This window comes from Serratia sp. BW106 (genome assembly GCF_002607755.1).
In the GTDB taxonomy this organism is placed as follows: domain Bacteria; phylum Pseudomonadota; class Gammaproteobacteria; order Enterobacterales; family Enterobacteriaceae; genus Serratia; species Serratia proteamaculans.
In genome coordinates this window covers 99666-118743 of sequence record NZ_MCGS01000041.1, presented here as the reverse complement: position 1 = coordinate 118743, position 19078 = coordinate 99666, and the positions used below count along the sequence as shown (strand labels likewise).

Here is a 19078-nt window from a genome sequence, read left to right as displayed (position 1 = left end):
CTACCCCGTTAATGCTGCTTTGAGATGCAGCACCAAGGCCCCCGCCAGTACCGTCAACACCCCCAGCCACTGTATGGCGGAAAGCCGCTCGCGCAACAGCAAAGCCGCCAATAGCGCGGCGATGCCACCGGACAAGGTACTGAGCACCGTCACAATGGCCAACGACCCACTGCCGACCCCCACAGCAAATGCGCTAAAGCCCCCCAAATTGAGCAAGCTGGCGACCAGCAGCAGGCCACCCTGCCGCCAGTTCGGCCGCGCCACCAAAGCTCGCCGGTCAGCATTCAACACCAGCAGGGCCGTCAGCCCTACGGCATAACCGAGCCACAGACTGACACTCGGCCCCAGCACGGGCAGCGTGTATTGCCCTTGCAGCCAGAAGCCAATGCCGTAACAGAGCGCCGCCAGCAGCGCGAAGGCTATCGCCGGTAAAGAAGATGGGGATCTGCCGGGCTGGCGGCCCAGACTCACGGCGGTCAGCATCACCCCCATCAGGCACAGAGCCAGTCCAATCAACGTCAGCGCGCCAAGCCGTTCACCACTGATCCACGACAGCAGCGTGGTGACCGCACCATAGCTGGTGACCAAAGGCGCCACCATCGCCGCCTTGCCGATAGCAAAAGCCTGCGACAGCGCCAGTGACCCGCCCACCGTCAGGCCAGCGGCCAACAATGCCAGTCCCAAAACGTTGGCGGAGGCCTCAAAGACAGGCCCACTGGTTGCCAGCAGTAGCAGGGTAAAAATCGCAAACCCGATCGCTTGCGAAAAAAATACCGCCCTGCGCACCCCCACCGCTCGGGCGTTAATGCCGACCAAAAAATCCGTGCCGCCCCAGCACAGCGCGGCGGCCAGTCCCATCAGTATGTCCACTCAATCCTCCCGTGCGTTCTTTGCCTCAAAAGTAAGCAAAAAATCACTTGTGGAACATCGATAGATTGGCAATATGGTTGAATGAAACTCAAGCTGAACGCTCAACCTCGCTTGCCCTCCCTGAAAGCCTTGCATACTTTCGAGGTGGCGGCGCGCTGCGCCAGTTTTACCGAGGCAGCGGAAGAGTTGAACGTCACGCTGGGGGCGGTCAGCCGCCAGATACGTCACCTGGAGAATGAACTGGGCGTTGAGCTGTTTCATCGCAAGGGTAACGCGGTAGAGCTCAACGATACCGGCAAACGGCTGGCTATCGACGTAACCCGCGCACTGACGCTACTGCAAAAAGCCAGCGATCGCGTCCGACCGGAACAACAGCAAACGCTGAGGCTGACCTGCACGCTGGGGATCGCCAGCCATTGGCTGGCAGCACGCCTGCCGGCATTACGCCGTGCAGATCCTGATGTTTCGCTGGTGCTGGACGCCAACGAAAGCCTGCGCGATCTGGCCAATGGCGAAGCCGACATCGCCATCCGTTACAGCCCAACGGCCACCCCGCCGCCGCACTCCCGCGAGTTACTCAGCGATGCCTTCGCGCCGCTGGCCAGTCCAGCCTTTCTCTCCGCGCATCCTGAGCTCGTCACCCCCGCTGATTTGGCATTATCGCAGTTGATTCATTCCCCGTGGAAAGATGGGCAGAAAATGGGCGTTGCCGGTTGGCAAGACTGGTTCGCGGCCTTTGGTGAAGGTGTTACGGCACCACGGGGTATCCTCACCTTTAACAGCGTCGGGCATGCATTGCAGGAAGCCATAGAAGGCCAGGGCATTGTGCTCGGCAGCCTGGCCGTGGCGCAGGATGCTCTGACCAGCGGCAAGCTGGTACGGCTGTTTGACGAGGGCCGACAACTGCCCGCGACCCACCAATATCGCCTGTGCTGGGCGGACAGCGCCTTCGTTAGCGCCACCACCCGCCGCTGGGTGAATCTGTTGCTGCAGGCGGCAGGCAAGCCTTCTGCGTTCTGACATAGCACTTATTGCCCTCACAACTTTGCCAAACCCAACTATTTTATGTTCAATTTTTCTGCTGTGAGACAAAACGTGGACAGACAACGCTACCTGCAACACATTGGATTCGCAGGCATCCCCAAACCCGACCTCCTGACGCTGCAACAGTTACACCGTGGCCATATGCTGAAGGTTCCCTTTGAGAACCTGAGCATTATTTATCACCAGGGTATCCATCTGGAGGAGGAAGCGCTGTTCAGTAAAATTGTCGAACATAACCGCGGCGGCTTTTGCTATGAGTTGAACCGGTTGTTTGCCCTGCTGTTGAAGGACATCGGCTTTGACGTGCATTTTATTTCCGGCGAGATCCGCGCCCGCGATGGCAGTTTCGGACCGCCGTTCGACCATATGGCGCTGATGGTGGCGCTGGATCAACCCTATCTGGTGGACGTCGGGTTTGGTGATTCATTTCTGACACCGCTAAAGGTCAGCACAGCCGAGCAACAGCCACAAAGCACCGGCACCTTCCACCTGGAACAGGAAGGCGATATTTACTATCTGGAGCGCCGCAACGGCGATCAGCGTTCGCACGCCAAAACGCTCTATCGCTTCAGCCTGCAAAAACGCCAGTTGGCCGAATTTTCCGACATGTGCCACTACCACAGCACCTCACCGCTGTCGCATTTCACCCAGAAGCTGGTGTGTTCCCACGCCACGGAAAATGGCCGGGTAACCCTCAGCGAGAACAAACTGATTATCACCGAAGATCATCACCGCCGGGAGTCAACGCTGCATTCGGAACAGGAACGCCGCGAAGCGCTGATGCACTACTTCCAGATCGATCTGGACAACTGAACCTGTCAGATTGGCTATACTTTAGCCCGATGGAAGCAGTCAATCGAGAGGAAGCAAGATGAAAAAGAAGATCCTGGTCGTACTCACCAGCATTGCCAAATACCCCAGTATCGATCGCGCCACCGGCCTGTGGCTGGGTGAAGCGGTGCACTTTGTGAAGAAAGTTGAAGCTGCCGGCTATCAGGTTGACTATGTTAGCCCGTCAGGCGGTTATACCCCGATCGATCCCCACAGCCTGGCCATGGCCGACGCCACCGACTGGGAGTGGTATCAGAACAAATCCTTTATGAACCGGCTGGGCGCCACACTGAAACCTTCACAGGTGAATGCCGCCGATTATGGCGTGATTTACTATGCCGGCGGCCACGGCGTGATCTGGGACTTCCTGGATAATCAGGCATTACAAACCCTCAGCCAGTCGATATATGAAAGCGGCGGCGTGGTCTCCTCCGTGTGTCACGGGGCTATTGGGCTGCTGAATATCAAGCTGGCCAACGGCGACTACCTGATTAACGGCAAAAAGGTCACGGGTTTCAGTAATGAAGAGGAACAGCTGGCCGAATTGGATAAGTTAGTGCCCTATCTGACCGAAACCGAGCTGAAAAAACGCGGTGCCCTTTACCAAAAAGCGGCCGAACCCTGGGCTGCATTCGCATTGAGCGATCAACGGGTGGCAACCGGACAAAACCCGGCGTCGGGTGCTGCGGTGGCAGATGAAGTGCTTAAGTTGCTGGCAGGTTAACTCAACGGGGAGCATGGCTCCCCGGTTTATTCCTTAACGACAAATCACCCGGGCAATATCTTTCGAATTGTTCAGCGCGCGAATCTCACTGAACAGCTCGGTCGCTTCGTCATATTCTTTACGCAAATAACCCAACCACTGTTTGATCCGCGCCACATGGTACAGGCCGGTATCGCCCTGTTTCTCCAGATGAACGTATTTTTGCAGCAGCTGCACCACCTGTGGCCATGGCATGCGGGGTTCGTTGTACTTCACTACCCGGCTCAGGTTCGGCACGTTAAGTGCGCCACGCCCCAGCATCACCGCATCGCAGCCGGTGGTTTGCAGGCAGTCTTGCGCGCTCTGGTAGTCCCAGATTTCACCGTTGGCGATCACCGGAATGGTCAGCCGCTGACGGATCTCACCAATCGCCGCCCAGTTAATACGCTCCGCCTTGTAACCGTCCTCTTTGGTACGGCCGTGTACCGCCAATTCTGTAGCACCGGCTTGTTGCACTGCATCGGCAATTTCAAAACTGCGGCTGTCGCTATCCCAGCCCAGCCGTATTTTTACCGTCACCGGCAAATGGGCAGGCACCGCTGCACGCATGGCTTTGGCGCCCTGGTAAATCAGCTCCGGATCTTTCAGCAACGTCGCCCCACCGCCGCTGCCATTGACCAGCTTGGACGGGCAGCCACAGTTGAGATCAACACCGTAGGATCCCAGTTCAACCGCGCGGGCAGCGTTTTCCGCCAGCCAGTGTGGGTACTGGCCCAGCAGTTGAATGCGCACCAGGGTGCCAGACGGCGTACGGCTGGCGTGATGCAGTTCGGGACACAGGCGATAGAAGGATTTGGCAGGCAGCAGTTGGTCGACCACGCGCAGGAATTCGGTGATGCACAGGTCGTAGTCGTTCACTTCGGTGAGCAGTTCACGCACCAAAGAATCGAGAACGCCCTCCATCGGAGCCAATAATACGCGCATGATTACCCCTGCTGAAAAAGACGCGCAATGATACGGGGGAATACCCGCAGCAGACAAGCGTCTCGGGGGAATAAAACCGCGCTACCCCAATTGGCGCAGGGGCTCACCGGCGATAAAAGCCTCGATGTTTTCGATCGCTTCGCGGAAATAGACCTGATAGTTGCTGTCAGCCACATAACCCAGATGCGGCGTGGCCAGCAGGTTGGGCAGGTGGCGGAAGATATCGTCGGCCGGCAGCGGCTCGATCTCGAATACGTCCAACCCGGCACCGGCAATCTGCCCCTGCTGCAAAGCGTCAATCAAGGCGCTGCGATCGACAATGGCCGCACGCGAGGTATTGATCAGATAAGCGGTTTTCTTCATCGCCTGCAGCTCTGGCTGCCCCACCAACCCACGGCTGCGCTCACTCAACACCAGATGAACGGAAACAAAGTCGCTCTGCTCAAACAGCGCCTGTTTTGACTCAGCTCGCGTCACACCCACCTCACCGGCCCTCTCCGCCGTCAGGTTCTGGCTCCAGGCCAACACTCGCATACCAAACGCCTGCGCCACCACTGCCATTTTACTGCCAATTTTGCCCAATCCCAGCAGGCCCAGCGTTTTCCCTTGCAGAGTCACGCCAACCGCCTGCTGCCAGGGCCCATTGTGTCGCAGGCCGTGATTCTCCGGTACCAGATGTTTGGCTAACCCGAGCAACAGGGCCCAGCTCAGTTCCATCGGCGCGGCAGAGCCACTGGCGGTACCGCTGACAATAATTCCATGTTTGGCAGCTGCAGCCAGATCAATAGAAGCATTACGCATGCCTGAGGTGATCAACAGTTTCAATTTGGGCAAGCGGGCCAGCAGCGTCGCGGTCATCGGTGTGCGTTCGCGCATGGCGACCACAATGTCACAGTCTTGCAGATGTACTGCCAACTCCGCTTCATCGCTAAAATGTTGGCTAAAAGAGAACACTTCAACCCGATCGGCTATCACCGACCAGTCCGCCATGGCGAGCGCGACCTGCTGATAATCATCAAGAATGGCACATTTTAGCTTCATTTCCGGCTCCGGGGATCAAGGGCAGTCAGTCGGCACGCACGTCAACCAGCACCGGGCAATCCGCATTTTCAATCACCAGGGCGCTGTGCGATCCATTCAACAAACGTCTAAAAGGAGAAAGGTGACGGCGCCCCATAATGATCATCGTCGCGTTCAGTGTTTTGGCCTGGGCGACGATAGTTTCTGCCGGCTCACCGGCCACCACTCGGCCACGCGCATTGACGCCGGCATCCTGCAGCTTGACCAGCGCCTGTCGCACCACGGTGGCGGCGGCATTCTGTTCATCCTGCGCATAGCCGAAATCTGCCGGATCTTCACCCGCTTCAATTTCATACGGACCCGCCATGGAATAACTGAGGTCCACACAGCACAGCACTACGACCGCGGCCTGCTGCGCCAACGCCTGATCAGCAGCCAGTGAAATGACTTTGCGCGCATTGGCGGAGTTATCAATTGCGACCAACAGTGTTTTCATTGCCTTCTCCGGTTAATCTCGCGACGCCACCTTGCCAATCTCATCGATCAGCGCGTCTTTACATTTAAGGATCTCTTCGCGGAAGCGAGCTTCATTCTTGGCCAAACGGGTGCTGGGCACTAACAGACTGATGGAGAAGCGCCCCAGAATGGTGTCGATAGCCACCGCCATGGTAGAGACGCCTTCCAACGTTTCTTCCCGATCGTAGGCCAGACCGGTACGACGTATTTCAGTGAGGTGTTCCAGTAAAGCAGGAAAATCTCGCACCGTCAGATCGGTTACCGCCCTATAAGCCTCACCCAGTAAATCACGGGCCGCATCATCGCTATTCAACGCCAGCAACGCTCGTCCGCCGGAGGTGCTGTACAGCGGCAGGTTCATACCAATACGCGGCACCACTCGCAGCTCACGGTCTGCCACAATGTAATGCACTACCGCCAGTTGCAAACCGCTGGCGCGTCCCAGCGAAACCGTCTCACCGGTGGCATCACATAAAGCCTGCAACCTGGGCGTCGCAATGGCCACCATTTCGGTATGCACACTGGCAATCAGCCGCAGCAAAGACGGCCCCAGGCGCACACCACCGACTCCGCCCCGCACCAATTGCACAGAGTCCAACGCGTTGACAATACGTTGCACGGTGGAACGCGGCAGATCGACCGCCAGCGCTATTTCTCCCAGGCTCATGCCATTCGGCTTTGCACCCAGAGCTTCGAGGATTTTCGCCGCGCGGGTGATGACCTGAATACCGCCGGCCCTTTCATCATCACAACATGTTGAGGATTCAGACATAGGGGTTCTTTTCCTTACTTTTGGCCACACTGTAACATTTTTTTCTGCCAGACGGCATGCTGTACCACATTGCAATACAGCGCATCACAATGTAGCATGCGTCACAATGTATCGCCATGCAATACAGTGCATCGCAAGTTTCGTTTCTGGAGTCATACTATGAATGCTCAGCCTGCGCCTCCTGCCGCCGCGCCGCATCCTTTCACTCTGCGTCTGGCTGTGGGGTTGGTGGGTGTGCTGATTGCCGCCCTGACCTCTGGACTCAATGATCGCATCAGCGATCTGGCACTGGCGGATATCCGCGCGGCTATCGGTATCAGTTTCGACCAGGGGAGCTGGATCACCTCGGCCTATCAGGCGGCGGAAGTGTCGGCCATGATGGTTGCCCCCTGGTTTGCCGTGACCTTTTCGCTACGCCGTTTCGCCCTGGTGATGATCGGCGGTTTTGCCGCCGTCGGGGTACTCCAGCCGTTAACCGCTGATCCCACGCTGTTTATTGCGCTGCGGGTGGTGCAAGGCCTGTTTGGCGGCGCATTGCCGCCGCTGCTGATGACGGTGGCGCTGCGTTTTCTGCCCCCCACCATCAAACTTTACGGGCTGGCCGCCTATGCGCTGACCGCCACCTTTGGCCCCAATGTCGCGGCACCGCTGGCGGCTCTGTGGACCGACAGTCTGGGTTGGCAGTTTGTCTTTTGGCAGGCGATCCCGCTGTGTCTGATCGCTTCTTTACTGATCGGCTGGGGGCTGCCGCAGGATCCCTTGCGCCTGGAACGTTTCCGTCAGATCGATCTGTTTGGCATGCTCACCGGGTGCAGCGGCATTGCGCTGTTGATCCTTTCGCTGACACAGGGAGAACGGCTCGACTGGTTCAATTCGCCGCTAATTAGTCTGATGTTGCCGGTGTCTATCGCGCTGCTGGTGACGTTTTTGATCAACGAATGGTTCCATCCGCTGCCGCTGCTAAAACTGCAATTACTGCAGCGCATCAATCTTTCTTATAGCCTGCTGACGCTGGCTGGCGTGCTGTTGCTGGCGCTGTCAGGCTCAATGCTGCCGTCGTTCTACTTTTCACAGGTAGAGGGTTTTCGCACCGTACAATTTGCACCGCTGGCGTTGGCCGTCGGCTTGCCGCAGTTGGTGATCGCCCCTTTAATCGCCACCCTGTTGAATCTGCGCTGGATAGACGCCCGCTGGGTACTGACCCTCGGGGCCGCGCTAATCGCCGGCTCCTGCCTGCTGGGAATGCAACTGACCGACGACTGGGCACGACAAAATTTCTGGTTGATGCAAGGCATGCAGGCGTTTGGCCAACCGATGATGATTTTGCCGGTTTTACTGATGTCCACCAGCGTAATAATGGCACCGGAAGGTCCCTTCGCCTCGGCCATGTTTAACACCGTGCGCGGTTTTTCTGCCGTAGCGGCAGGCAGCCTGGTCGAGAATTTTATTAGCCATCGGGAAAAATTTCACTCGCAGGTGCTGGTTGACCGGCTGGGCAATCGCCCGTGGCTGATGACGGCAGAGAGCTCAGAACACGCCAGCGGGGCTATGCCGCTGTTACCGGACGGCTCGGTCAGTTCAGCGGAAAATCTCGGGCATTTTTCGACGCTGGTAAAACATCAGGCGGTGATCCTCAGCATCAGTGATGCCTATCTGCTGATTATTGGCTGCGCGCTGCTGTTGGTGCTGCTGACCGCCTGGTTGCCGAAACGAGTCTATCCGCCGCAAACGCTTTTACCTCTAGTTCCAAAAACATCAGGATCATAACCATGAGCTTCACACCTGCAAAACGAACCTTAACCCTGGCGTTGCTGCTGTTAATCCTGCTGGCTATCGCTTTCTTTGTCCGTTCCTCTCTCAATCGCCATCATTTTCGTACCGATGACGCGGTAGTCAGTGCCGATTACACGCTGGTGGCCCCCAAGATTTCCGGCTATATCCGCAGCGTCAACGTCAGTGATAATCAGCAGGTGAAAGCCGGTGAAGTGCTGGCGACCCTCGACGATCGGGATTATCGCGTGGCGCTGGAAACGGCACAGGCCAACCTGCAGATCAGCCAGGCCAAGCTGGCCAGCATTCAGGCGCAGCTGGATCAACAGCAGGCCAATATTGCCCAGCAGGAAGCCGGCGTCAGTGCCAGTCAGGCCACGTTGAACTATGCCGGGCAAAATGCCGACCGCTATCGCCGACTGCTAAAAACCGGCACCGCCACCGCCGATGAACAGCAAAAATCCGCTTCCATAATGCAGACCGCCGCCGCACAGCTAAAGCAAAATCAGGCGGCAGTGGTTTCTGCGCGCAAGGAAGTTGGCGTGTTGCAGGCCAGTCGGAAACAGGCCGAAGCGAATATTGCCGCCTCGCAGGCCAGCGTTGATCAGGCACGCCTGAATCTTTCCTATACCCAGATTATCGCGCCCATTGCCGGCACTGTCGGTCAGCGTGCGGTGCGTCAGGGGGCCTGGGTCTCTGCCGGTACGCGCCTGCTGGCGGTGGTGCCGCTACAGCAAAGCTATGTGATCGCCAACTTCCTGGAAACCCAACTGGCCAACGTGTCTGCCGGCCAGCCGGTCTCGATCAGCGTGGATGCCCTGCCCGGCGTGACGCTACGCGGCCACGTTGACAGTATCGCCCCGGCTACCGGCTCGACCTTTGCCGCCATCAGCGCCGATAACGCCACCGGCAACTACACCAAAGTGGTGCAACGTCTGCCGGTGAAAATTCTGCTGGAGCCAAATCAGCCGGAGCTGGCGCGACTGCGCGTCGGCATGTCGGTGGTGCCGGAACTTGAGATGCGCTGATTTTTGCCAATAAAAAAGGCCACCTTGAAGGTGGCCTTTTAGCAGCGGACAACAGAGCAATTTACTCAGCCGGGCGGCTGCGCGGACGGCGCGAAGGTGCACCTGAACGCGGCTTGGCATCACCCTGCGGACGAGCACTGCCGCCACCGCGGTTTTCACGCTGACCGCCATTGCCGCCACCGTTGCCACTGCGCTGGCCGCCACCGTTACCGGAACGCTGACCACCGCCGTTACCACGTGGCGCACCGCGACCACCGCCAGCCTGACGGCCGTTGATGATTGGCTCTGCCTTGATGCTTGGATCCGGCTCATAGCCTGGCAGGGCAATACGCGGGATTTCACGTTTCAGCAGGCGTTCGATATCACGCAGCAGTTTGTGTTCATCCACACACACCAGCGAGATCGCCTCACCGGTACGCTCAGCACGACCGGTACGGCCGATGCGGTGCACGTAGTCTTCCGGCACGTTAGGCAACTCGTAGTTCACCACGTGTGGCAACTGGTCGATGTCCAGACCGCGTGCCGCGATGTCGGTAGCTACCAATACGCGAATTTTGCCGTCTTTAAAGTCGGCCAATGCACGGGTACGAGCGCCCTGGCTTTTATTGCCGTGGATCGCTGCGGCAGTGATGCCGTCTTTGTTCAGTTGTTCAGCCAGGTGGTTAGCGCCGTGCTTGGTGCGGTTAAACACCAATACTTGCTTCCAGTCACCTTCGCCGATCATCTGGGACAGCAGTTCCCGCTTACGCTTCTTATCAACGAAGTGCACGCTTTGCTCGATCTGCTCAGACGCGGTGTTACGGCGCGCCACTTCAACCGATGCCGGGTTGTGCAACAGTTTGTTGGCCAGCCCTTTGATATCGTCGGAGAAGGTAGCAGAGAACAGCAGGTTCTGACGCTTGGCAGGCAGCTTGGCCAGCACGCGGCGGATATCATGGATAAAGCCCATATCCAGCATGCGGTCAGCTTCGTCCAGCACCAGAATTTCAATTTTGGACAGGTCAACCGCGCGCTGGTGTTCCAGATCCAGCAGACGACCCGGTGTTGCCACCAGTATGTCGACGCCGCCGCGCAGTTTCATCATCTGCGGGTTGATGCTCACGCCACCAAATACCACCAGCGAACGCAGGCGCAGGTATTTGCTGTAGGATTCGACGTTTTCGCCGATCTGCGCAGCCAGTTCACGGGTCGGCGTCAGGATCAACGCACGTACCGGACGGCGACCTTTGACCGCATGATCATGCTTACTCAGCAGCTGTAGCAGCGGCAGGGTAAAGCCAGCGGTTTTACCGGTACCGGTCTGGGCGCTGGCCATCAGGTCACGACCTTCCAATACGACAGGAATAGCCTGGCGCTGAATTGGCGTAGGTTCGCGATAGCCCTGTTCTTCAACAGCGCGCAGAATTTCAGCACTTAAGCCGAGGGTTTCAAATGACATAAAGAGAAAAACTCCAGATCCCCCCTAACCTAACAGTGTTCGGTGCAGTTTCCTGGGAGGATTATCAGACGGGACATTAAGCATGACCACGAGGGATTGGCACAAACTGCAGTGCACCAAGCGGGCGATTGTAGCAGAACTCGAACAAGAAAAGGCAAATTAAGTGACTCAGAGCACAATATGCCGAGAATTCAGCCTAATCTGAAAAAATGTCCTTAAATAAATCGCGGTTACTGATTGCATTTCGTGCAATCTGGCATAAAGTTAATCATATGATTGATTAACTTTTTCAGGCGCCATCAATGCCAAATAATCAGACTGCCAGCCGGGCACGGGGTGAGCAGGCACGCCAGCAGTTGATCGCCGCCGCCATCGAGATGTTTGGTGAATACGGCATTCAGGGCGCCACCACCCGCGATATCGCCCAGCGCGCCGGACACAACATCGCCGCCATCACCTATTACTTCAATTCCAAAGAAGGCCTTTATCTGGCCGTTGCACAGTGGATTGCCGATTTTATCCAGCAGGCTTTTCGCCCGCTGGCCGAAGAAATTGACCACTTCTGGCAACTGCCGGAAACCGAACGTCCGCCGGAGCGCTACCTCGAACACCTGAAACGCGGCCTGCTGGCGTTCAGCGACCTGATAACTCAGCCACAGACGCTAAACCTGAGCAAAATCATGTCGCGCGAGCAGCTCTCCCCCACCGACGCTTATCCGCTGATCCACCAGCAGGTGGTAGCACCGCTGCATAACAAGCTTTGCCGCCTGCTGGCGGCCTACACCGGCATCGACCCGCAATCGACCAAAATCGTGCTGCATACTCACGCGCTGATCGGCGAAGTGCTGTCGTTCCGCGTGGCGCGCGAAACCGTCCGCCGACAGGCTGGCTGGCAGCAGATCGGCGCCGCCGAAGCGGAACAAATCAGCGAGGTGCTGGCTGAACACATCGAACTTCTGGTTAATGGGCTGCGCCAACGCTATGGCGCGTAAATTCAGGCAGGGAGAATTATGAATAAGAAACGCAGTGCCTTCATTGTGGTGGTTATTGTGCTGATCGCCGCGGCCGCGTACGGAGTTTGGTATTACCAGCAGCATCGGGCCCAACCGCTGACGCTGTACGGTAACGTGGATATTCGTACGGTGAATTTGGGCTTCCGCGTCGATGGGCGCCTGGCGTCGCTGACGGTGGATGAAGGCGATACCCTTCAACCGGGGCAATTGCTCGGCAAACTGGACGATGCGCCCTACATCAACGCGCTACAGCAAGCGCAGGCTAACGTCGGCAGTGCCAAAGCCAAACTGGCGTTGCTGATGGCCGGTTACCGCGCCGAAGAGATTGCCCAGGTACGTTCGGAAATGGCGCAGCGCCTTTCCGCCTTCAGCTATGCCGACAGCTTCCTGAAACGTCAACAGGGACTGTGGGCGAAAAATGCCACCTCCGCCGACGCACTGGAAGATGCCCGCACCTCACGCAATCAGGCACAGGCCAACCTTCAGGCGTCGAAAGACAAACTGTCGCAGTACCTGAGCGGTAATCGTCCGCAGGAGATTGAAGAGGCCAAAGCCAACCTGGCGCAAAGCGAAGCCGCACTGGCGCAGGCACAGCTTAACCTGCACGACACCAGCCTGATTTCCCCCTCGGCCGGCACGGTGCTGACCCGCGCGGTCGAGCCGGGCACCATGCTCGGCGCCGGTGGCACGGTATTTACCCTGTCGCTAACCCGCCCGGTGTGGGTGCGCGCCTATGTCAATGAAACCAGCCTGGGCAAAGCAACGCCGGGCACCGAACTGGAAATTTATACCGACGGTCGGCCAGGCAAGCCCTATCACGGCAAAATCGGTTTTGTGTCACCTACCGCTGAGTTCACCCCGAAAAGCGTCGAAACCCCGGACCTGCGTACCGATCTGGTGTACCGGCTGCGGGTGATCGTCACCGACGCCGATGACGCACTGCGCCAGGGGATGCCGGTCACCGTTCGCTTTGCCCAACCTTGAGGGGGCGGTGATGGAACAGGTTATTGAGCTGGAAGCACTGGAAAAACGCTTTCCGTCATTGGAAAAACCGGCGGTTGCCAGCCTGACAACCCGGCTGACCAGCGGCGCCGTCACCGGGCTGGTTGGCCCGGACGGTGCCGGGAAAACCACCCTGCTGCGTATGCTGGCCGGGTTGCTGAAACCCAGCAGCGGCACGCTGCGCGTCGCCGGGTTGGATCCGATCGCCCAGGATCGTCAGTTGCACGCCATCCTCGGCTACATGCCGCAAAAGTTCGGCCTGTATGAAGATCTGACGGTGATGGAAAACCTGACGCTGTACGCCGATCTGCGCGGCGTCACCGGCGATCTCCGCAAGCAAACCTTCGATCGGCTGCTGACATTTACCGATCTCACCCGCTTTACCAGCCGGCTGGCGGGCAAACTTTCCGGCGGCATGAAACAGAAGCTCGGACTGGCCTGTACGCTGGTCGGGCAACCGCAGGTGCTGTTGCTGGATGAGCCCGGCGTCGGCGTCGATCCGATCTCACGTCGCGAACTGTGGCGCATGGTGCATGAACTGGCCAACGACGGCATGCTGATCCTGTGGAGCACCTCTTATCTGGATGAAGCCGAACAGTGCCGCGAAGTGCTGCTGCTCAACGAGGGCGAGTTGCTGTTCAGCGGCGCGCCGAAAGATCTTACCCAACGGATGGCCGGGCGCACGGTGCTGATCGCGCCGCCAGCCGGTAGCCACCGTGCCCTGCTGCAACGGGCGATCTGCCTGCCGACGGTCACCGACGGCGTGATCCAGGGCAAGTACCTGCGGCTGATCCTCAAGCAAGGCGAAGATCATCGGCAGGTCCTGCAAGCATTGGATCTGCCTGATGCCGAGCTGAGCGAAGCGGATCCTCGCTTTGAAGATGCGTTTATCGATCTGCTCGGCGGCGGGCCAAACAGCAAATCGGCGCTGGCGGAGATCATGCCGACCGTCGAGGGAGAAAGCACGGAAACGGTGATCGAAGCGCAAGGGCTGACCAAGAAATTCGGCGACTTTGCCGCCACCGATCACGTGGACTTCAAAGTACAGCGCGGTGAGATTTTCGGCCTGCTTGGCCCGAACGGTGCCGGTAAATCCACCACCTTTAAAATGATGTGCGGGTTGCTGGTGCCGACCGAAGGCAAGGCCCTGGTGCTGGGCATGGATCTGAAAACCAGCTCCGGCAAGGCACGCCAGCATTTGGGGTATATGGCGCAGAAATTCTCGCTGTACGGCAACCTGACGGTGGCGCAAAACCTGAAGTTCTTTTCCGGCGTTTATGGCCTGAGCGGCAAGGCGCAGCGCGATAAAATCAGTGAAATGTCCAGCGCCTTCAACTTTGGCCCGATCCTCAATCAGACGCCCGACTCCCTGCCGCTTGGCTTCAAACAGCGGCTGGCGCTGGCCTGTGCGCTCATGCACGAGCCGGATATTTTGTTTCTCGATGAACCGACCTCCGGCGTCGATCCACTGACCCGTCGCGAGTTCTGGCTGCATATTAACGGCATGGTAGATAAAGGCGTGACGGTGATGGTGACCACCCACTTTATGGACGAGGCAGAATACTGCGACCGCATCGGGCTGGTGTATCGCGGCAAGATCATCGCCGCCGGCACGCCGGACGATCTCAAACACCAGGTCGCCAGCAGCGATAATCCCAATCCTTCCATGGAACAGGCGTTTATCGAGCTGGTGCAGGGTTATGATCAGGAGGAGCAGCCATGAGCCCCAAAATAGCCATGAGCGAAAAAAACGCCGCCCGCGATGACAGTGGTTTTTCCTGGCGGCGGCTGCGCGCGCTGTGCCTGAAAGAGACACGGCAAATCCTGCGCGATCCGAGCAGCGGGCTGATCGCCTTTGTCATTCCATTGATGCTGCTGTTTATCTTCGGCTACGGCATCAACCTGGACTCCAGCAAGCTGCGGCTGGGCATTCTGATGGAACAGCAGAGCGAAGAAGCGCGTGACCTGGCCAATGCCTTTGCCGGTTCGCCCTATATCGAGCCGACCATCAGCGACAACCGCCAGCAATTGATCCAACTGATGCAGGCCGGGCGCATTCGTGGGCTGGTGGTGATCCCCAATGATTTTGCCCAACGCATGGCGCGACCGCACGACAGCGCACCGATACAAATTATTACCGACGGCAGCGAGCCGAACACCGCCAACTTTGTCCAGGGCTATACCCAGGGAGTGTGGCAAGTCTGGCAGCAACAGCGTGCCACCGATAATGGGCGTGAGGAAAAACCGTTAATCGATGTACAGATGCGCTATTGGTTTAACCCGGCGGCCATCAGTCGGCACTACATTATTCCCGGCGCCATCACCATTATCATGACGGTGATCGGCGCTATCCTCACCTCACTGGTGATCGCCCGTGAGTGGGAGCGCGGCACCATGGAGGCGCTGCTTTCCACCCAGGTAACGCGCACAGAGCTGCTGTTGTCGAAGCTGGTGCCCTACTATTTTCTCGGCATGATCGCCATGGTGCTATGTATGGCGGTGTCGGTATGGGTGCTCGGCGTGCCCTATCGCGGCTCGCTGCTGATTTTATTCGTCATCAGCAGCCTGTTCCTTGCCAGTACGCTCGGCATGGGGCTGCTGATTTCAACCATTACCCGCAACCAGTTCAACGCGGCAATGGTGGCGCTGAACGCGGCCTTTCTGCCTTCGATCATGCTGTCCGGCTTTATCTTCCAGATCGACAGCATGCCGGCCATCGTGCGCGCCGTGACCTACATCATTCCGGCACGCTATTTCGTCAGCACGCTGCAAACGCTGTTCCTGGCGGGCAACGTCGGTACGGTGTTGATGATTAACCTGCTGTTCCTGATCGCTTCAGCGGTGGTGTTTATCGGCCTGACGGCCTGGAAAACCCAGCGGCGGCTGGATTAAGGGGAATAAGATGTTTCATCGTCTCTGGACGTTAATCATAAAGGAAATGCAGTCGCTGCTGCGCGATCCGCAGACCCGTGCCATCCTGATTATGCCGGTTATCCTGCAGGTGCTGCTGTTCCCGTTCGCCGCCACGCTGGAGGTGACCAACGCCACCATCGCGGTCTATAGCGAAGACAGCGGTCATGCCTCGGTCGAGCTGACCCAGCGCTTCGCCAAAGCCAAGGCCTTCTCGCATGTGTTGCTGTTGCGCAGCCCGCAGGAAATACAAACCACCATCGATAACCAAAAGGCCCTGCTGCTGATCCGCTTCCCGGCCCAATTCTCGCGTGATATCGCCAACGGCAATACGGCCCCGCTGCAATTGTTGCTCGATGGGCGCAACTCCAACAGCGCGCAGATCGCCGCCAACTATGTTCAGCAAATTGTGCAGGACTATCAGAATGAACTGATCGGCGGTCGCGCCAAGCCGAACAACAGCGAGCTGGTGGTGCGCAACTGGTATAACCCGAATCTGGATTACAAATGGTTTGTAGTGCCTTCACTGATCGCCATGATCACCACCATTGGCGTGCTGATTGTTACTTCATTGTCGGTAGCACGAGAACGCGAACAGGGCACGCTGGAGCAGTTGCTGGTGTCGCCGTTGACCACCTGGCAGATTTTTATCGGTAAAGCAGTACCGGCGCTGATCGTCGCGACCTTCCAGGCCAGCATCGTGTTGCTGATTGGCATCTTTATCTATCAGATCCCGTTCGCCGGTTCGCTGCTGCTGTTCTACGGCACCATGCTGGTTTACGGGTTGTCTTTGGTGGGGTTCGGTCTGCTGATCTCGTCGCTGTGCGCCACCCAGCAACAGGCATTTATCGGCGTGTTCGTGTTTATGATGCCGGCGATCCTGCTTTCCGGCTATGTCTCACCGGTGGAGAACATGCCGGTGTGGCTGCAAAACCTCACCTGGGCCAATCCCATCCGCCACTTTACCGACATCACCAAACAGATCTACCTGAAGGACGCCAGTTTCAGCATCATCTGGCACAGCCTGTGGCCGCTGCTGGCGATCACCGCCACCACCGGCAGCGCCGCCTATGCCATGTTCCGCCGCAAAATTGCATAAAAAAAGGGCTCAGCATGCTGAGCCCCTACAAGTCATATTGATTCTTATCTGCGGTTGCCGAAAATGCGCAGTAACATCAGGAACAGGTTGATGAAATCAAGGTACAGCGTCAGCGCGCCGACGATGGCGTACTTGCGGAAGCTGTCTTTGTCATCGGCGTTCAACTGCTCGCCCATCGCTTTCAGTTTTTGGGTGTCATACGCCGTCAGGCCGACAAACACCACCACACCGATATAGGTAATCGCCCACATCAACGCAGTGCTTTTCAGCCAGATATTGACCAGCGAAGCCAGTACGATACCGATCAGCGCCATAAACAGCATGCTGCCGAAACCGCTCAAATCACGCTTGGTGGTATAACCGTACAGGCTCATAGCACCGAACATGCCGGCGGTCACCACAAAGGTACTGGCGATCGAGCTGTAGGTATAGGCGATGAAAATACTGGAAAGCGTCAACCCGGTTAGCGCCGAATAGAGCATAAACAGCGCGGTGGCTACCGTACCGTTCAGCCGGTTGACCATGCCGGAAATCACGAACACCAGCCCTAACTGCACGATAATCAGGCCGAAGAAGGTGATCTGGCTGGAGAAGATAAAGTTAAGGATCGCGGGCGTGTTGGCCGCATACCAGGACACAAACGCCGTCAACAGCATGCCACAGGTCATCCAGCCATAAACCTGCGCCATATAAGCCTGAATGCCGCTGTTGGCACGTTCGACGATTGAACCATTAGAGCGTGGATATCGGTCCATGACGGTTACCTTTTGCGTGTGGAACAAGATTTCAGACCCTCACAACGGCGGGGTCTACCTGCTATAAGCCTACCACAGAAAACCTAACCTGAAAGTTGCAAAGGTATTGATATATTTCTGCTGTTTACCGATTATTTAGCCGCTTTATGCCAGCGTTGTGCCGCCTGATGATCGCTGTCACGCGCATCGACCCAGCGGTCGCCCTGCCCAACTGCCTCGCGTTTCCAGAACGGTGCGCGGGTTTTAAGGTAGTCCATGATAAATTCGCTGGCCTCAAACGCCATGCTGCGGTGGGCGCTGGTCACGCCGACAAACACAATCTCATCACCAGGGAATAACTCACCGACGCGGTGGATCACCGTTGCACGCTGCAATGGCCAGCGGCTGCGTGCTTCATCCACGATCTCCGCCAGCGCTTTTTCGGTCATGCCTGGGTAGTGTTCCAGCGTCAGCGCACTGACGTTATCGCCCAGATTATGGTTACGCACCTTGCCGGTAAAGGTCACCACGGCACCATCGTCGTCGCACTGTGCCAGCCACTGGTATTCGTCGCCGACGTTGAACGGCGCTTCACCCACGCGGATACGGGTATTTTCCACCATTAACCTCCGGTTACCGGTGGAAAGAAAGCGACTTCGTCACCGGCGCGCAACGGATGCTCTGCCGCCACCAGCGACTGATTCACCGCGGTCAACAGCTTGCCGGACTCCAATGCCAACGCCCAACGATCGCCGCGTGCGGACAATGCCTTACGCAGCGCCTCAACCGTGGGGTAGTCCGCCGGCATTGACAGATCACCGGTGCCGACCAGTTCACGCACCTGCGCAAAAAACAGAATATTAATCATAGCTCCACCTTAAAATCACCGGATTTACCGCCGCTTTTCGCCAGCAGCCGCACCGGGCCGATCACCATGTCTTTCTGTACCGCCTTGCACATGTCGTAAATGGTCAATGCGGCCACCGACGCGGCGGTCAAGGCTTCCATTTCGACACCGGTCTTGCCGGTCAACCGGCAGCAGGTTTCAATCCGCACCCGGCTGTGTTCCGGCTGCGCCTCCAACTGCACTTCTACCTTGCTCAGCATCAGCGGGTGGCACAGTGGGATCAGCTCCCAGGTGCGTTTCGCCGCCTGAATACCGGCAATACGCGCCGTGGCGAACACATCACCCTTGTGGTGGCTGCCCTCGATGATCATCGCCAGCGTGGTCGGCAGCATTTCAACGAAGGCCTCGGCACGCGCCTCGCGTACCGTCTCTGCCTTGGCGGAAACGTCGACCATATGGGCTTCGCCCGCGGCATTAATGTGGGTTAGCTGCGTCAT

Annotated in this window: 20 protein-coding genes; 10 read left to right on the top strand and 10 right to left on the bottom strand. The window is 57.7% G+C overall.

The genetic code is table 11. The features are described 5' to 3' along the window. Window positions 1–870: a DMT family transporter gene (locus BEI65_RS22720; protein WP_232519146.1), complete on the bottom strand. Its 870-nt coding sequence runs from the start codon at window positions 868–870 to the stop codon at window positions 1–3. 81 nt (window positions 871–951) lie between these two features. On the opposite strand from BEI65_RS22720, the gene BEI65_RS22715 reads away from it, so the two are divergent. The 3 genes from BEI65_RS22715 to BEI65_RS22705 all read left to right on the top strand — a co-directional run bounded on the left by BEI65_RS22715 (window position 952) and on the right by BEI65_RS22705 (window position 3469). Continuing rightward, window positions 952–1890 carry a LysR substrate-binding domain-containing protein gene (locus BEI65_RS22715; protein WP_099065182.1) on the top strand — a complete coding sequence of 313 codons (939 nt, stop codon included), beginning with the start codon at window positions 952–954 and terminating at the stop codon, window positions 1888–1890. 75 nt (window positions 1891–1965) lie between these two features. Beyond that, window positions 1966–2727 carry an arylamine N-acetyltransferase gene (locus BEI65_RS22710; protein ID WP_099065181.1) on the top strand — a complete coding sequence of 254 codons (762 nt, stop codon included), beginning with the start codon at window positions 1966–1968 and terminating at the stop codon, window positions 2725–2727. A 58-nt stretch (window positions 2728–2785) separates the two neighbouring features. Then, window positions 2786–3469 carry a type 1 glutamine amidotransferase domain-containing protein gene (locus tag BEI65_RS22705; protein ID WP_099065180.1) on the top strand — a complete coding sequence of 228 codons (684 nt, stop codon included), beginning with the start codon at window positions 2786–2788 and terminating at the stop codon, window positions 3467–3469. Between the two features lie 33 nt (window positions 3470–3502). Here BEI65_RS22705 and dusC read toward each other — a convergent pair whose 3' ends face one another. The 4 genes from dusC to BEI65_RS22685 form a co-directional block, all read right to left on the bottom strand. Then, a complete protein-coding gene (dusC, locus tag BEI65_RS22700; RefSeq protein ID WP_099065179.1) occupies window positions 3503–4432 on the bottom strand; it encodes a tRNA dihydrouridine(16) synthase DusC in 930 nt (309 codons plus the stop codon). An 81-nt stretch (window positions 4433–4513) separates the two neighbouring features. Continuing rightward, window positions 4514–5473: a D-2-hydroxyacid dehydrogenase family protein gene (locus tag BEI65_RS22695; RefSeq protein ID WP_099065178.1), complete on the bottom strand. Its 960-nt coding sequence runs from the start codon at window positions 5471–5473 to the stop codon at window positions 4514–4516. A gap of 25 nt (window positions 5474–5498) precedes the next feature. After that, window positions 5499–5948 carry a universal stress protein gene (locus BEI65_RS22690; RefSeq protein WP_099065177.1) on the bottom strand — a complete coding sequence of 150 codons (450 nt, stop codon included), beginning with the start codon at window positions 5946–5948 and terminating at the stop codon, window positions 5499–5501. Between the two features lie 12 nt (window positions 5949–5960). After that, the gene (locus tag BEI65_RS22685) at window positions 5961–6740 is read right to left on the bottom strand and encodes an IclR family transcriptional regulator (protein ID WP_099065176.1); all 780 of its coding nucleotides are present in this window, start codon (window positions 6738–6740) and stop codon (window positions 5961–5963) included. A 159-nt stretch (window positions 6741–6899) separates the two neighbouring features. On the opposite strand from BEI65_RS22685, the gene BEI65_RS22680 reads away from it, so the two are divergent. Together BEI65_RS22680 and BEI65_RS22675 are read left to right on the top strand one after the other, a co-directional pair. Beyond that, complete coding sequence (locus BEI65_RS22680; RefSeq protein ID WP_099065175.1) at window positions 6900–8507, top strand: MFS transporter; 1608 nt, start codon at window positions 6900–6902, stop codon at window positions 8505–8507. Between the two features lie 2 nt (window positions 8508–8509). Further along, window positions 8510–9538 (top strand): HlyD family secretion protein, encoded by a 1029-nt coding sequence (locus tag BEI65_RS22675; RefSeq protein WP_099065174.1) that lies wholly within the window; start codon window positions 8510–8512, stop codon window positions 9536–9538. 61 nt (window positions 9539–9599) lie between these two features. On the opposite strand, the gene rhlE is transcribed toward BEI65_RS22675, so the two are convergent. Beyond that, the gene (gene rhlE, locus BEI65_RS22670; protein ID WP_099065173.1) at window positions 9600–10976 is read right to left on the bottom strand and encodes an ATP-dependent RNA helicase RhlE; all 1377 of its coding nucleotides are present in this window, start codon (window positions 10974–10976) and stop codon (window positions 9600–9602) included. Between the two features lie 302 nt (window positions 10977–11278). On the opposite strand from rhlE, the gene cecR reads away from it, so the two are divergent. From cecR to BEI65_RS22645, 5 genes are read left to right on the top strand one after another with little or no spacing between them, the layout of a single operon-like run. Further along, window positions 11279–11968, top strand: a complete 690-nt coding sequence (cecR, locus tag BEI65_RS22665) for a transcriptional regulator CecR (protein WP_099065172.1) — start codon at window positions 11279–11281, stop codon at window positions 11966–11968. A gap of 18 nt (window positions 11969–11986) precedes the next feature. Then, on the top strand, window positions 11987–12973 hold the full coding sequence (hlyD, locus tag BEI65_RS22660) for a secretion protein HlyD (protein ID WP_099065171.1): 987 nt from the start codon (window positions 11987–11989) through the stop codon (window positions 12971–12973). Window positions 12974–12983: 10 nt separating this feature from the next. Further along, complete coding sequence (locus tag BEI65_RS22655) at window positions 12984–14714, top strand: ATP-binding cassette domain-containing protein (RefSeq protein WP_099065170.1); 1731 nt, start codon at window positions 12984–12986, stop codon at window positions 14712–14714. After that, window positions 14711–15883: an ABC transporter permease gene (locus BEI65_RS22650; protein WP_232519145.1), complete on the top strand. Its 1173-nt coding sequence runs from the start codon at window positions 14711–14713 to the stop codon at window positions 15881–15883. The genes BEI65_RS22655 and BEI65_RS22650 overlap by 4 nt, the downstream gene beginning before the upstream one ends. Window positions 15884–15893: 10 nt before the next feature. After that, the gene (locus tag BEI65_RS22645; RefSeq protein WP_085115677.1) at window positions 15894–17000 is read left to right on the top strand and encodes an ABC transporter permease; all 1107 of its coding nucleotides are present in this window, start codon (window positions 15894–15896) and stop codon (window positions 16998–17000) included. A gap of 44 nt (window positions 17001–17044) precedes the next feature. Here BEI65_RS22645 and BEI65_RS22640 read toward each other — a convergent pair whose 3' ends face one another. From BEI65_RS22640 to moaC, 4 genes are all read right to left on the bottom strand, one after another. Next, a complete protein-coding gene (locus tag BEI65_RS22640) occupies window positions 17045–17755 on the bottom strand; it encodes a Bax inhibitor-1/YccA family protein (protein WP_099065169.1) in 711 nt (236 codons plus the stop codon). A 131-nt stretch (window positions 17756–17886) separates the two neighbouring features. Then, window positions 17887–18354, bottom strand: a complete 468-nt coding sequence (gene moaE, locus BEI65_RS22635; RefSeq protein ID WP_170924993.1) for a molybdopterin synthase catalytic subunit MoaE — start codon at window positions 18352–18354, stop codon at window positions 17887–17889. A gap of 2 nt (window positions 18355–18356) precedes the next feature. Beyond that, window positions 18357–18602 (bottom strand): molybdopterin synthase sulfur carrier subunit, encoded by a 246-nt coding sequence (gene moaD, locus BEI65_RS22630; protein WP_099065168.1) that lies wholly within the window; start codon window positions 18600–18602, stop codon window positions 18357–18359. Continuing rightward, a complete protein-coding gene (gene moaC / locus BEI65_RS22625) occupies window positions 18599–19078 on the bottom strand; it encodes a cyclic pyranopterin monophosphate synthase MoaC (protein ID WP_012005756.1) in 480 nt (159 codons plus the stop codon). The genes moaD and moaC overlap by 4 nt, the downstream gene beginning before the upstream one ends.

What these genes read in the sequence shown, in the direction of transcription:
- BEI65_RS22715 (WP_099065182.1), top strand. Translation starts at nt 952, where the DNA reads ATGAAACTCAAGCTGAACGCTCAACCTCGCTTGCCCTCCCTGAAAGCC.
- BEI65_RS22705 (WP_099065180.1), top strand. Translation starts at nt 2,786, where the DNA reads ATGAAAAAGAAGATCCTGGTCGTACTCACCAGCATTGCCAAATACCCC.
- dusC (WP_099065179.1), bottom strand. Translation starts at nt 4,432, where the DNA reads ATGCGCGTATTATTGGCTCCGATGGAGGGCGTTCTCGATTCTTTGGTG.
- BEI65_RS22695 (WP_099065178.1), bottom strand. Translation starts at nt 5,473, where the DNA reads ATGAAGCTAAAATGTGCCATTCTTGATGATTATCAGCAGGTCGCGCTC.
- BEI65_RS22690 (WP_099065177.1), bottom strand. Translation starts at nt 5,948, where the DNA reads ATGAAAACACTGTTGGTCGCAATTGATAACTCCGCCAATGCGCGCAAA.
- BEI65_RS22685 (WP_099065176.1), bottom strand. Translation starts at nt 6,740, where the DNA reads ATGTCTGAATCCTCAACATGTTGTGATGATGAAAGGGCCGGCGGTATT.
- BEI65_RS22680 (WP_099065175.1), top strand. Translation starts at nt 6,900, where the DNA reads ATGAATGCTCAGCCTGCGCCTCCTGCCGCCGCGCCGCATCCTTTCACT.
- BEI65_RS22675 (WP_099065174.1), top strand. Translation starts at nt 8,510, where the DNA reads ATGAGCTTCACACCTGCAAAACGAACCTTAACCCTGGCGTTGCTGCTG.
- rhlE (WP_099065173.1), bottom strand. Translation starts at nt 10,976, where the DNA reads ATGTCATTTGAAACCCTCGGCTTAAGTGCTGAAATTCTGCGCGCTGTT.
- cecR (WP_099065172.1), top strand. Translation starts at nt 11,279, where the DNA reads ATGCCAAATAATCAGACTGCCAGCCGGGCACGGGGTGAGCAGGCACGC.
- hlyD (WP_099065171.1), top strand. Translation starts at nt 11,987, where the DNA reads ATGAATAAGAAACGCAGTGCCTTCATTGTGGTGGTTATTGTGCTGATC.
- BEI65_RS22655 (WP_099065170.1), top strand. Translation starts at nt 12,984, where the DNA reads ATGGAACAGGTTATTGAGCTGGAAGCACTGGAAAAACGCTTTCCGTCA.
- BEI65_RS22650 (WP_232519145.1), top strand. Translation starts at nt 14,711, where the DNA reads ATGAGCCCCAAAATAGCCATGAGCGAAAAAAACGCCGCCCGCGATGAC.
- BEI65_RS22645 (WP_085115677.1), top strand. Translation starts at nt 15,894, where the DNA reads ATGTTTCATCGTCTCTGGACGTTAATCATAAAGGAAATGCAGTCGCTG.
- BEI65_RS22640 (WP_099065169.1), bottom strand. Translation starts at nt 17,755, where the DNA reads ATGGACCGATATCCACGCTCTAATGGTTCAATCGTCGAACGTGCCAAC.
- moaD (WP_099065168.1), bottom strand. Translation starts at nt 18,602, where the DNA reads ATGATTAATATTCTGTTTTTTGCGCAGGTGCGTGAACTGGTCGGCACC.
- moaC (WP_012005756.1), bottom strand. Translation starts at nt 19,078, where the DNA reads ATGACGCAGCTAACCCACATTAATGCCGCGGGCGAAGCCCATATGGTC.